Origin of the sequence: Acidovorax radicis N35 (assembly GCF_000204195.1) — a bacterium.
GTDB lineage: Bacteria > Pseudomonadota > Gammaproteobacteria > Burkholderiales > Burkholderiaceae_C > Acidovorax > Acidovorax radicis.
This window is the reverse complement of sequence record NZ_AFBG01000018.1, coordinates 712451-724478: the sequence shown is the minus strand read 5'-3', so window position 1 is coordinate 724478 and position 12028 is coordinate 712451. Positions and strand designations below refer to the sequence as shown.

The 12028-nt window shown below is 66.0% G+C and carries 11 protein-coding genes; 3 read left to right on the top strand and 8 right to left on the bottom strand.

The annotated features are described in order from the left end of the window. The first annotated feature begins 4 nt into the window (after nt 1-4). Nucleotides 5-1279, top strand: a complete 1275-nt coding sequence (locus tag ARADN35_RS0109005; protein WP_010461224.1) for an acyl-CoA dehydrogenase family protein — start codon at nt 5-7, stop codon at nt 1277-1279. A gap of 219 nt (nt 1280-1498) precedes the next feature. On the opposite strand, the gene ARADN35_RS0109000 is transcribed toward ARADN35_RS0109005, so the two are convergent. Then, complete coding sequence (locus ARADN35_RS0109000) at nt 1499-2230, bottom strand: hypothetical protein (RefSeq protein ID WP_029413754.1); 732 nt, start codon at nt 2228-2230, stop codon at nt 1499-1501. A gap of 284 nt (nt 2231-2514) precedes the next feature. Between ARADN35_RS0109000 and ARADN35_RS0108995 the strand changes: the two genes are divergently transcribed. Further along, nucleotides 2515-3087, top strand: a complete 573-nt coding sequence (locus ARADN35_RS0108995) for a hypothetical protein (RefSeq protein ID WP_244265867.1) — start codon at nt 2515-2517, stop codon at nt 3085-3087. A 71-nt stretch (nt 3088-3158) separates the two neighbouring features. On the opposite strand, the gene ARADN35_RS28530 is transcribed toward ARADN35_RS0108995, so the two are convergent. The 3 genes from ARADN35_RS28530 to ARADN35_RS0108980 all read right to left on the bottom strand — a co-directional run bounded on the left by ARADN35_RS28530 (nt 3159) and on the right by ARADN35_RS0108980 (nt 7132). Further along, nucleotides 3159-3404, bottom strand: coding sequence for an asparaginase (locus tag ARADN35_RS28530; RefSeq protein ID WP_373404700.1), 246 nt, complete (start codon nt 3402-3404; stop codon nt 3159-3161). A 154-nt stretch (nt 3405-3558) separates the two neighbouring features. Continuing rightward, nucleotides 3559-6084, bottom strand: a complete 2526-nt coding sequence (locus tag ARADN35_RS0108985) for a penicillin acylase family protein (RefSeq protein WP_029413751.1) — start codon at nt 6082-6084, stop codon at nt 3559-3561. Nucleotides 6085-6202: 118 nt separating this feature from the next. Then, nucleotides 6203-7132: an adenylate/guanylate cyclase domain-containing protein gene (locus ARADN35_RS0108980; protein WP_029413749.1), complete on the bottom strand. Its 930-nt coding sequence runs from the start codon at nt 7130-7132 to the stop codon at nt 6203-6205. 331 nt (nt 7133-7463) lie between these two features. On the opposite strand from ARADN35_RS0108980, the gene ARADN35_RS0108970 reads away from it, so the two are divergent. Next, a complete protein-coding gene (locus ARADN35_RS0108970; RefSeq protein WP_010461212.1) occupies nt 7464-7817 on the top strand; it encodes a hypothetical protein in 354 nt (117 codons plus the stop codon). Nucleotides 7818-7882: 65 nt separating this feature from the next. Here ARADN35_RS0108970 and ARADN35_RS0108965 read toward each other — a convergent pair whose 3' ends face one another. The 4 genes from ARADN35_RS0108965 to ARADN35_RS0108950 all read right to left on the bottom strand — a co-directional run bounded on the left by ARADN35_RS0108965 (nt 7883) and on the right by ARADN35_RS0108950 (nt 12013). Beyond that, nucleotides 7883-8866 carry an LD-carboxypeptidase gene (locus tag ARADN35_RS0108965; protein ID WP_029413747.1) on the bottom strand — a complete coding sequence of 328 codons (984 nt, stop codon included), beginning with the start codon at nt 8864-8866 and terminating at the stop codon, nt 7883-7885. A 78-nt stretch (nt 8867-8944) separates the two neighbouring features. Then, nucleotides 8945-10336 carry a tRNA adenosine(34) deaminase TadA gene (tadA, locus tag ARADN35_RS0108960; RefSeq protein WP_010461209.1) on the bottom strand — a complete coding sequence of 464 codons (1392 nt, stop codon included), beginning with the start codon at nt 10334-10336 and terminating at the stop codon, nt 8945-8947. 58 nt (nt 10337-10394) lie between these two features. Beyond that, nucleotides 10395-10649 (bottom strand): hypothetical protein, encoded by a 255-nt coding sequence (locus ARADN35_RS0108955; protein ID WP_010461206.1) that lies wholly within the window; start codon nt 10647-10649, stop codon nt 10395-10397. A gap of 134 nt (nt 10650-10783) precedes the next feature. Beyond that, nucleotides 10784-12013, bottom strand: a complete 1230-nt coding sequence (locus tag ARADN35_RS0108950) for a branched-chain amino acid ABC transporter substrate-binding protein (RefSeq protein WP_010461204.1) — start codon at nt 12011-12013, stop codon at nt 10784-10786. Between the last annotated feature and the right edge of the window lie 15 nt (nt 12014-12028).

Genomic DNA, 12028 nt, shown 5'->3' with positions numbered 1-12028 from the left:
CCCCATGGACTTTGATTACTCCCCCAAGACCAAGGAACTGCAGGCCAAGCTGCTCCAGTTCATGGACGACCACATCTACCCGGCCGAGGCTGACTACAAGGCCGAACTGGCAGCCCACACGGCGGCTGGCAAGCGCTGGACAGCCCTGGACACCATTGAAAACCTCAAGCCCAAGGCCCAGGCTGCGGGCTTGTGGAACCTGTTCCTGCCGGTGGACAGCGCCGCAGCGTCGGGCTACGACGGTGCGGGCCTGACCAACCAGGAATACGCGCCCCTGGCCGAGATCATGGGCCGCGTGCCATGGGCCAGTGAGGTGTTCAACTGCTCGGCGCCCGACACCGGCAACATGGAGACCATCGCGCGCTACGGCGACGATGCCAACAAGGCCCGCTGGCTCAAGCCGCTGCTCGAAGGCAAGATCCGCTCCGCATTCGCCATGACCGAACCCGACGTGGCGTCGAGCGATGCCACCAACATCGAGACGCGCATCGAGCGCGATGGCGACGAGTACGTGATCAACGGCCGCAAGTGGTGGATTTCCGGCGCGGCCGACCCACGCTGCGCCGTGTTCATCACCATGGGCAAGACCGACCCCGACGCACCCCGCCACTCGCAGCAAAGCATGGTGCTGGTGCCCGCCGACGCCAAGGGCATCACCATCATCCGCCCGCTGAACGTGTTTGGTTATGACGACGCCCCCCACGGCCACGTCGAGATGACTTTCGAGAACGTGCGCGTGCCCGTCTCCAACATCCTGCTGGGCGAAGGCCGCGGCTTCGAGATCGCGCAAGGGCGCCTTGGCCCTGGGCGCATCCACCACTGCATGCGCCTGATCGGCCTGGCCGAACGCGCGTTGGAGCTGATGTGCAAGCGCGCATCCTCGCGCACCGCCTTTGGCAAGACCGTGGCCCAGCAGACCGTGACACAGGAGCGCATTGCCGAGGCCCGCTGCAAGATCGACATGGCGCGCCTGCTCACGCTCAAGGCCGCCTGGCTGATGGACGTGGCTGGCAACAAGGTCGCCAAGACAGAGATTGCGATGATCAAGGTCGTGGCCCCGAGCATGGCCTGCCAGGTGATCGACTGGGCCATGCAGGTGCACGGCGGCGGTGGCATGAGCGACGACTTCCCGCTCGCCTATGCCTACGCTGGTGCACGCACGCTGCGCTTTGCAGACGGCCCGGACGAGGTGCACCGCAACGCGATCGCCAAGTGGGAGCTGGGCAAGTACGGCACCTATGGCCGCGATGCAAGCGTGCCCGTGACGCGCGGTGGGTGACCTCAGGCTCCCCCTGAGGCCCTTTGGACCTTTCCCCTCCTGCTCTCTCGCACTACGCGCGGGAGGAGGACGCACCCGGTGGCCTGGCCAAGCCAGTTCCACAGGTGCACTGGCCTTGGGCGTGCCAGTTTCATAACCTGCGGGAACATGCTGCAGCACGCACAACGGGGCCCCAGGCCCCGTTGTGCGTTTTCTCTGGGGCAAGCGCTGGCTGCAACGCTACCGGGTAATGTTCGGCACGTCGTCCGGCCCAGCCACCGACATGGGCGGCAGGTTCTGCAGGGCGGCCTGCCCTGCCACCAGCAGCAGCTGCTTGGCATGCGCAATCTCGGCCAGGCTGCGCTGCGTGTGCTCCATGCGCAGGTAAACCTTGCCACGCGCCAGCATCAACACCAGAGGCGACCGCGCCCGTTCGGTACCCCCTTCGCCCTCCACGGCATTGAGCAGCTGCGAAACCACGGGCGCATGGATCCAGCGCTGGGCCAGCTCAATGCGCTCTGCCACCACCGTGAAATGCTCGCGGAAGGACGCTGGCAGGCCCGGCCAGGCCATTTCCTCGTACATGGAAAGCCAGCGCATTTCCTCGGGCAGGCTGCTGCTCACGGCGGTCTGCAGCGTGTCGGTGATGGCGGTGTAGGCCGTACCTTCAAGAATTTCCTGCAAAGGACGGTTGATCACCATCACGGCGGCATCGGGGTCGGCACCCACATCGGCACGCCCGCGCAGCTCCAGACCCTGCACATAGTCGCGGGTGGGGGCCGCACACTCCAGCCGCCACGGGTGGCCATGGATGTCGCCCCCCAGGTCAAAATGCCCCTCGGTGGCGTGGGTCACGATGGCCAGCTGCTGGTTCGCAGCCCAGCGGGCCACGTCCCGGTTGGTCACGGGCCGGCCAGGGGCCGACCCCGAATTGCCGGATGTGCTGAATGCTCTGCGGAGTCGGTCAAACATGGGAGGCCGAAGCGCAAGGCTTCGCAAAAGTCGCGGGTGCAGGCATTATTGGGGGCATTGGCTTGTATAGAAAGCCCCCCTGAGTCGCCTGACGGCGCCTTCCCCCGAGGGGGACGCACCTGGTGGACTGGCGAAGCCAGATCCACGGGTGCTCTGGCCTGGGGCCGCGCCAGTTTCAACGGCTGTGCGCGGTGTAAAGCGTTTTGGATGAATAGCATGTTTTTTTGGTCATGAACCGCCGTTATGCCTTTACCGCCATGGCTGCTGTTTGCGTACTGGCGACCATGCCTTTGGCAGCTGTGGTGTTGCCCCAGGACACCTCGGCCACGGCCCGCCAGCTGGTGCGCTGGGCCACCGAAACGGGCGACCACCAAGGCCTGCCTTTTGCCGTGATCGACAAGCCCGCTGCCCGCATCCATGTGTTCTCGGCCCGGGGGCAATGGCTGGGCAGCGCGCCAGTGCTGCTGGGCGCAGCACTGGGCGACCGGTCTGCGCCCGACATTGGTCAGCGGCCGCTGTCACAGATCCGCCCGGAGGAGCGCACCACACCCGCCGGCCGGTTCGTCACCGAGCCTGGGCGCAATCTGAAAGGCGATGACATCATCTGGATCGATTACGAAGCAGCCGTATCGCTGCACCGGGTGCGCAGCGTCAACGCGGCCGAGCGTCGCCAGCAGCGCTTGGCCAGCAAAGGCGCGCAGGACAAGCGCATCAGCTACGGCTGCGTGAACGCACCCGAGGCGTTCTACAACCAGTTCATCGCACCTTTGTTCGGCCAGGCGCGCGGCGTGATCTACGTGTTGCCCGACACGGAGCCGTTTGCTACCATTTTTATAGCTGCCAGCGCTTATCCTTAAAGCGCCAGATGCGTTTTTTACCTGATTTTTCCGAATCCAGCCTGCCGCGGTGCGGTGGCAGGCTGCCAGATTCAGGCGGGCTGCAGCCGGAACACCGCCCTGCGCCCCCCCACCTCCAGGCCCCGGGCATTGGAGATACGGCCCAACCGGCGCGGCGCCAGCGCCTCGCGCTGCCCGGCGTCAAGCCAGCCGAGCTGGTCCATCACCTCCACGGCAGCGGCCACCTGCGCCACCATGCTGCCGTCCATGACCTTGAGCGCAAAGGCCTCGCCCCGGCTGCGGCTGCCCACCACCTGCACGCCGTCGGCGCCGGCCAGCGCGGTCAGGCTCTCTCGTGCAGGTCCGTATCAGGTGCGCCACCTTCCAGCCGCGCATAGCCGCGCGCCAGGGGGGGCCAGCGACATGGCGTATTCGGGCGCCGAGCAGCCGTCGATGCCCGTGACCAGCTGATCGGGTGTGAGCCCCGCCGCGTCACTTCGCGGGATTGGCGGTGGCTGGTGTCAGCGTCAGCGCGTGCACCCAGCGCGCAGGTTGGCGCTGCAGCACGCGATAGCCGGTCTCGGCCCAGGTGGTGCTCATGTCGCGGTAGCGCGGCGAGAACACCAGGCCGCTCTGGCCGGTTTGGTAAATGAAGCGTGACTGCTCCAGATCGGCCAGGTCGTACACCGCGCGCAGTGAAGCGGCGTGGCGGTTCACGTACGGGCCAGAGGCTTCGCCCGCGTTGTACTGGCCCACATTCACGGTGTACGCATCGCCGTGTGAGGGCACGCTGACGTCAAAGAAAGGCGCCAGCATCGGCACGTTGCCAAAGGGCCGGTGCGCGCTGAGCGCTGGGTGCGCCGCACCCCAGCGCCACTGGGCCGGGTCCGCGCCATAGGCAGTCTGCAGGCGGTCGAGCGCACGGCCCAGGGCGGCGGCCGATTGCTCGGCACACGTTGTGGGCTGGCACCACCAGGTGTCGTTACGCTCCAGGATGCCTTCGATGGCCGCGCGGTAGTCGCGCTTGCCATACGTGGCGGTGAACCGGTCTTCGCCAATGCGCGGAATGATGAGGCCGCGTGCCAGCTCGTCCGTCCAGGCCACAAAGATCAGCGGTGCGGCTTGGCCAGCGTCCATCAGGCCGTCAAAGCCTTGCAGCTGCTTTTGTGCAGCAGCGGCCAGCGTGTGGGAAGACTGGGCTTGCTGAAGGTGCGGCAGCAGGCGACGTGTGGCGAGCGAGGTCACATCGCGGTGGATGGCCTGCATGCTGGCGGCGTCGTGCTTCGGCGTGGCTTCGATGAGGCGCGCAATACGCTCATAGCGGTAGGGCAAGGCCCAGTCCTGCGTGAGGAAGTACGGGTAATCGGGGGCCGTCACGCGCTGGTTGGCGGTGGCGATCCATCCCTTCCTTCCGTCGTCCTGCGGGGTCTGGTCGTACGGTACCCAGCCCTTCCAGTCGTAGCGCGCATCCCAGCCCGGCGAAGGCGCCACGCCCCGGATGTCGTTGGCCGCATCGCGCAGCGGCACACGGCCTGCGGCCTTGAAGCGGATGTTGCCCTGGTCGTCCGCAGCCACCACGCTCTGCATGGGCGAGTGGTAGTGCGCCAGCCCCGCAAAGAGCTCATCCACACTCTTGGACTGATTGGTCTTGAAGCCTGCCAGCACAGTCTGGTTATCGTCGTCCAGCGCGCTCCAGCGCAGCGCCAGCACGTATTTGCCCAAATCCAGCACCTCGGCGTGCGACTTCTGCACGTCGCTCAGCACGGGGCCATGGCGCGTGCTGCGCAGCTGCAGCTGCACGTCGGCTTCGCCCTTGACGCGGATGGTTTCCTTGCGTACGTTGAACGGGGCCCAGCCGTCCGGCGTGCGGTATTGCGTGGCATCGGCGGGGTTGATCTGCTCCAGGTACAAGTCCTGCACATCAGGGCCGGTGTTGGTAAAGCCCCAGGCGACCTTGTCGGTGCGGCCCAGTACCACAAAGGGCATGCCGGGCAAGGTAGCGCCCACAGCATCGATGGGGCCCATCGGCGTACCGTCAGACGCCTTGCCCGCAGGGGCCTGCAGGCTCGCAAAGTACCAGATGGCGGGGGCCGACAGGCCCAGGTGCGGGTCGTTGGCCAGCAGCGGCTTGCCGCTCACGGTGCGGGTGCCGGCAATGACCCAGTTGTTGCTGCCCTTGCCTTCATTGGTGCCTGCGTTGCGGGTGAGCTCGTCGGCCCAGGCCAGCATGCCCGCGCTGATCTGCCGGGACAGCGGACCTTCGCGGGTGGCTGGCGCAACAGCCGCCGCAGCAGCACCGGCGGCAGGTGCGCGATAAACCCCCAGCTGGCGATACAGCGCCGCCAGGTCTGCAGACGCAACGGGCGGCTCCCCCGGATAGGGTGGCATCAGTTGCCACAGCCGGTCGGTGTCCAGCGTGCGTGCCACCGACAGGCGCGCGAACTCGGTACCCCAATTGCCCCCCAGGTCCAACGCCATCATCAGTGCCCAGCCCACGCTGTCCTCGGGCTCCCACACCGCTCCGGCGGCGCCACCGGGCTGGGCGCCCAGCACCAGAAACTCCGGCGGCAGGGCCTGGGGCCGTTTCTGGTGGAAGGCATGGATGCCCTTGCTGTAGGCCTGCAAGGCCTCTTGGGCATACAGCGGCAGACCGGCGTATTGCCGCCGGGCCACACCCATGATGTCCAGGCTGCGCATGAGCTTGTCGGTCTCGACCGTGGCGGGGCCAAACACCTCGGAAAGCTGGCCGTGCATGACCCGGCGGTTGAATTCCAGTTGCCAGGTGCGCTCCTGCGCATGCACGTAGCCCATTGCAAACCAGGCATCCTGCGGCGTCTGCGCCTGGATGTGGGTCACATCGGAACCGTCGCGCCGCACCTGCACCGGACCACCCAGCCCCACAACCGCCAGGGAACCATCGAGTTGCGCAAAGCTGCGCTGCACATACACCGCCGCGCCCGCCCCCGCCAGCAGCGCCACTGCCACCAGCCCGAGGGCTGTCCGCTTCATCCATGCCATGTTTCTTGTCTCCTGCCGTTGGCCTTGTTGTTGATGTTGTGCACACGGGGCCATGGAGGCTTGGGGCCCGTGCTGCGGTCACACTGCTGTGCAGAAGGAGTGGCCGGCTCCGGGCTTTTCAGCTCAGGTGCACACTGCCGCCCGCCACATGGAAGCTCATGACCGGCGCACTGGGCTCGTTGAACGATACGCCCAGCGCAATGTGCCCTGTGCCATGCAGGATGCAGGCATCGCGCCGCAGGCGCACGGGCGAGTCGCTGCCCTCGAACCGCACCCAGGTTCCAAAGCTGCTCATGTCGGTCAGTACGAACCCGCTGTTGCGCCAGTCGATGCGCGCATGCAGGCGCGATACGCGCGGGTCGTTGATGCACAGTTGGGCGTGCTGGGCCCGCCCCACCATGACCGGTGCGTCCGATGAGGTGAAGGTGCGGTCCACCCCATGCCAGGAGAACTGGATCTGCCCCAGGATGGAGTCTGCCGGTGCAAAGCTGCTGACCAGTGCCGCCTGCATGGTGAGGGAATCGGGCGCTTCGTCCTCACGCCATTCGACGTGGTAGAGCATCAGCAGTTCGGCCTTGCCACGAATGTCCATCATGCCGAGCTTGCGGTACCAGACGTCCGCCGCCGTGCCAGCGAGCAGCACGGTGGTTTCGGTGGCCCAGATTTCGGCGGGCCCGGCCCGTTCGCACAAACGGGAGGCGACGTTGACCGCATCGCCATAACAATCGCCGTCCACATCCACCACTTCGCCGCTGGCCACGCCCACGCGCACGTCCATGCGCAAGGGCTGGGGCCAGCGGTCCTGCCGAGCCTTGTGCTGGCGCAGCATGGCCGCCATGGCAGACACCGCGCTGGAGGCATCGCCAAAAACGCCCAGCACCCCGTCCCCGAGCTTCTTGACCACCCGGCCGCCATGTGCCTCGACGGTCTCGCCAATCCACTGCGTGACCTGCGTCACCGCCTCGGTGGCACGCTCGTTGCCCAGCGCTTCATACAAGGCCGTGCTGCCCGAAATGTCCGCAAAGACCATCGTCGACAACACACTCATGAACGCGGGCCCGTTGGTAACATCATGTGAATCAGTTTAGTGCAAGCGCCTTGGCTGCGCACTCTTCAAAGCGTCAAGAATCGTTGCCACCGCCCGGCGAGGCTTCAATAGTGCGATGCGCGCCCCCCTCACTACCCGACCAAGGGCCTGTCAGCGTCCCTCCCGGGCGGGTCCGCCCACGCTCTCGAAAAACCCACCAACACGTAAAATTTCGCAACAAACAGAGGCGACCTGTTGTCTTTATGCAAAAACAGGAGCACGGCCCTTGCGCTGCGCATCGCTCCCGCTTACTTTGGCCGACCCTGTTACAAAAAACACATTGCCTTCCTCCATGCGCTGGAACAAGCCCAATCTTCGCAACAACCTTCACGACCTGCTGGGCCGTGACAAGCCGTCGTCCACGGCATGGGTGCGCGATCAGGGTTTGGAGGATGTTCGGCGGGCCATGCTGCAAAGCCTGGCCGGCCTGACCGGTTGCGAGGTGGCGCGCATGAATATGCGGCTGCGTTATGCCGGCGACATCGAGGCGCTGTGGTACCTGCGCACCGACCTTTTCAGCACACTGGTGCCGCTGCAGGGTGAGCACGGTGCCCGGGGCGTGATCGATCAGGTCACCCAGCTGTTCCAGGGCCAGCTCCCACGCGCACTGCGCCCGGCGCAGGCCGCCCCTCACACCCCCTCCTGACGCGCACCACGCGCGCGTGGCGAACCGCCGTCGTGGCGGTGTCAGTGGGTGAAGGCCTCACCGCGTCAGTGCTGGTGCCCCCAGTAGATCAGCGCATCGCGCTCTTCCACCGACAGCGACACCGTGGCGCCCACGGGCAACAGCACCTTCGTTTCAACATGCCCGAACGGCAGGTTGGTCAGCACCGGCGCCTTGATCTGGGTACGCAGCCAGTCCACCACCGACTGCAGCTTGTAGCCCTTGTCATGCGGTGCCAGCTTGAAGTTGGTGAATTGCCCCAGCACGATGGCTTTCTGCTGGGCCAGAACGCCCGCATGCAGCAGCTGGGTCAGCATGCGCTCGATGCGGTAAGGGTGCTCGTGCACGTCTTCCATGAACAGCACGCCGCCCTTGATCTGCGGCAGGTACGGCGTGCCCACCAGCGATGCCAGCACCGCCAGGTTGCCGCCCCAGAGCGTGGCGCTTTTCACATACACATTGGGCACGGCCGGCTTACCCGTGGCGGCGTTGGGCTGCTCCTTGTTCATGCGCCAGCCCGTGCCTTCGCCGTGGCCAGTCAACAGGTCGTCAAAGCAAGCCTCCATGATGTCATCAGGCTCACCCTCCACCCCAAAATCGGCCCCCAGCGATGGCCCCGCCCAGGTGGTGGCACCCGTCTTGGCCAGCACGGCCAGCTGAAAGGCGGTGAAGTCGCTCACGCCCACAAAGTGCATGCCCTTTTCGATGGCCTTGGCCACCACCTTGTAGCGGATGCCCGGCAGGATGCGCGACAGGCCGTAGCCTCCCCGCGAGATCAGCGCCACATCGGCGCCGCTGGCCGCAGCACGGTGAATGGCGGCAAGGCGGGTGGCGTCGTCGCCCGCAAAGCGGGTGTGGGTGGCCAGTGCATCCTCATCCACCTCCACCTCGTGGCCCAGGGCCTTGAGCCGGGCAATGCCGCGCTTGAAGGCCGCCTTGTCGCGCACGGCGCTGGAAGGCGAATAGATATAGATGTGTTTGGGACCGTGGTCGTGGTCGCACTGGGAATGGTCGTGATGGTGGTCGTGCAAAGCGCTCAGGCCCACCGGGGGCCTGCTCCGTAAACAGGGGGATGACCGACGCTGGATGCGCAAGCACCAGGCCGGATGTCAGTGCGCGAAGTATTCCACAGCCTGCGCAGCGATCGCCTCGCCATGCTCCTGCACAAAGTGGCCGGCGCGGGGCAGTACGACAGGCTCGGGGCAGCCGTGGATGCACTGCTGCAGCGCGCGCATGGTCGGCGGGCCTAGCACCGGGTCTTGCGCGCCCACCACCATCAGGCTGCGGCCCTGCCAGTGGTGCTGCCAGAAATCGCGGGCCGCGCGCGATAGGGCGGCGCCAGGGTCATCGACGGCGGCGGGCACGCGTTCGGGAAAGGCCCGCAGCGCAGCGCGGTAGCCTTTGTCCGGGAACGGCGCATCGTAGGCCGCGCACTCCTCGGGCGTCAGATGCGGGTTGCCACGCGCCAGCAGGCGCCCTACCCCATACAGCGGCTTGTCGCGGCACATCGCACGCCAGTCGACAAACCCGGCTGGCAGTGGCGCGTCGCCCGTGGCCAGCAGGGTGTTCATGACCAGCAGGCCGTCAAAACGATCTGGCATGGCCATGGGCAGCGTCAGCCCCAGGATGCCGCCCCAGTCTTGCACCACCAGTACCACATTGCGCAGGTCCAGCCGCTCGATCAGTTCCAGCAGGATCTGCCGGTGCCACCCGAATTGGTGCAAGCCCTCCTTCTTGGGCTTGTCGCTTTTGCCAAAGCCGATCAGGTCGGGCGCCACCACGCGGTCGCCCGCAGCCAGAAAGGTGGGCAGCATGCGCCGGTACAGGTAGCTCCAGGCCGGGTTGCCATGCAGGCACAGCCAGGTGCGGGGGGCATCGGCAGGGCCTTCGTCCAGGGTGTGCAAACGCAGGCCCGCCAGGCTGGGCAGGTTGCTGACGTAGTGGGCGGCCCAGGGGTAGCCGGGCAAGCCGGAAAACGCCGCATCGGGCGTGCGCAGCGCATCGTCGCGCAACGGATGGCGAGCCAGGGCATCGGTACGTTGTTGATGGCGGCGCTGGCGGAAAAAGCCGCTGAGCAGGTGGCCGCACTCCTGCGCCAGCACCCCGCCCTGCACCTGGGTCTGGTGGTTCAGCTCGGCGTGGCCAAACAGGTTGAGCACCGAGCCCGCCGCGCCCGTCTTGGGGTCTGCTGCGCCATACACCACCCGTGCCAGCCGCGCATGCAGCATGGCGCCGCTGCACATGGCACAGGGTTCCAGCGTGACGTAGAGGCTGCAGCCGTCGAGCCGGTAGTTACCCAACCGCTGCGCCGCCGCGCGCAGGGCCACGATCTCGGCATGGGCCGTGGGGTCGTGGCCTTCCACGGGGGCGTTGCGGCCCGTCGCAATGACCTGGCCGTCCTTGACCACGATGGCGCCCACGGGCACCTCACCGGCGCTTGCGGCGTCTTGCGCCTCGGCCAGGGCCAGGCGCATCCAGTGCGAATCTTGGTCAAGGGTCATTGCTACTCAAATAATAGCTACTAGCGCTTGGTAGATAAGCGCTGGCGGTCAATTTTTCTCATTTTTCTTCGTCTGGCATGGGCCGGGCCTGCTGCATCAGGCCTTCTACTTGTTGCTTGACCTGCTGCTGGATCTGCTGGCTCTGGTCGCGCACCGTGCCCGAACCCGCACTGGTGGTGGGCGCGGGCGCCCCCGTGGCGGTCGTCTGCAGTGTGGGCACGGGCGTACGCATCGCAGACATCTGCTTTTTGACCACCACGCCCACCACGGCCAGCGCCACCACCAACCCCACCAACCCAAACACTGCGCGCATGTTTTCACTCCTTTGCCGGGCACGGCCTGCCCGTTTGCTACGCGCCTGACTGTAAAGGCAAATCCAAGACGCAAAAACGGCCGCACACAGCGGCCGTCCAGCACAGCGCGAACGCTGCCGGTCTGATTTCAGCTTCAGTTCAGCGCCACGCGGCTGCCGTCCTTGAAGGTGTAGAGCGTCACGGCTGGCGTGGTCAGCTCACCCTTGGCGGTGAACGCGATGTTCGCCGTCACGCCCTTGTATTCGGTCTTGGCGATGAAGGGCGCAAAGACCTTGGGGTCCACCGAGTTGGCGCGCTTCATGGCATCGGCCAGCACCATGGCAGCGTCGTAGGCATAGGGGCTGTAGATCTGGAACTGGCCGGGGAACTTGGCGTCGTAGCGCTTCTTCCAGTCGGCGCCGCCCTGCATCTTGTCGACCGAAGCACCGCCCGTGGCACAGGTCACATTCTTCAGCGCGGGGGTCTTGCCCGACAGCTCGGGCAGCTTCTCGGTGCACAGCGCGTCGCCGCCAAAGAACTTCACGTTGCCCAGGCCGAGCTGCTCCATCTGGCGCAGCATGGGGCCGGCTTGCGCATCCAGGCCGCCGTAGAAGATCGCGTCAGGCTTCTTGTTTTTAATGGCCGTGAGGATGGCCATGAAGTCGGTGGCCTTGTCGTTGGTGAACTCCTCGCCCACCACCTTGAGCCCCTTTTGCAGCGCCGTGGCCTTGAAGACCGAGGCCACGCCCTGGCCATAGGCCGTGCGGTCATCAATGATGGCCACACTCTTGAGCTTCTGATGGTCGGCACCAAACAGCGCCAGCGCCGCACCCAGAGCGTTGTCGTTGGCGATCAGGCGGAAGGTGGTCTTGTGGCCGGGCTTGGTCAGGTCGGGGTTGGAGGCCGATGCTGTGATGTGCGGCAGGTCACATTTGGCATAGATGCTGGACGCCGGGATGGACGTGCCCGACTGCAGGTGCCCCACCACACCCGCCACCTTCTGGTCGCACAGCTTTTGCGCCACGGCGGTGGCCTGGCGCGGGTCTCCGGCGTCGTCTTCGGCCGCAATTTCAAACTTGATCTTCTTGCCGCCGATCACGAGGTTCTGGGCATTGAGGTCGTCAATCGCCAAGCGCACGCCGTTTTCGGTGTCCTTGCCGATGTGGGCAATACCGCCCGACACGGGGCCGGCGTGGGCGATCTTGACAGTCTGCACGTCCTGGGCGTTAGCAGCGGTAGCGGCGGCCGCACACACACCCAGTGCAGCCAGCTGCACGAAGGACACAGGGAAAGAACGCAAAGGCTGGCGGGTGAAAGCACGAAACACGGTGAGAGTCTCCAAAAAGGTAGGGGCAGAACTTTTGCGCACCATTTTGGGGCGCAAAGCCCCGCATCCTAG

Bases quoted from the DNA above. Each gene is read 5' to 3' on its own strand.
- ARADN35_RS0109005 (WP_010461224.1), top strand. From the start codon at position 5: ATGGACTTTGATTACTCCCCCAAGACCAAGGAACTGCAGGCCAAGCTG.
- ARADN35_RS0109000 (WP_029413754.1), bottom strand. From the start codon at position 2,230: ATGTTTGACCGACTCCGCAGAGCATTCAGCACATCCGGCAATTCGGGG.
- ARADN35_RS0108995 (WP_244265867.1), top strand. From the start codon at position 2,515: ATGCCTTTGGCAGCTGTGGTGTTGCCCCAGGACACCTCGGCCACGGCC.
- ARADN35_RS0108985 (WP_029413751.1), bottom strand. From the start codon at position 6,084: ATGGCATGGATGAAGCGGACAGCCCTCGGGCTGGTGGCAGTGGCGCTG.
- ARADN35_RS0108980 (WP_029413749.1), bottom strand. From the start codon at position 7,132: ATGAGTGTGTTGTCGACGATGGTCTTTGCGGACATTTCGGGCAGCACG.
- ARADN35_RS0108970 (WP_010461212.1), top strand. From the start codon at position 7,464: ATGCGCTGGAACAAGCCCAATCTTCGCAACAACCTTCACGACCTGCTG.
- tadA (WP_010461209.1), bottom strand. From the start codon at position 10,336: ATGACCCTTGACCAAGATTCGCACTGGATGCGCCTGGCCCTGGCCGAG.
- ARADN35_RS0108955 (WP_010461206.1), bottom strand. From the start codon at position 10,649: ATGCGCGCAGTGTTTGGGTTGGTGGGGTTGGTGGTGGCGCTGGCCGTG.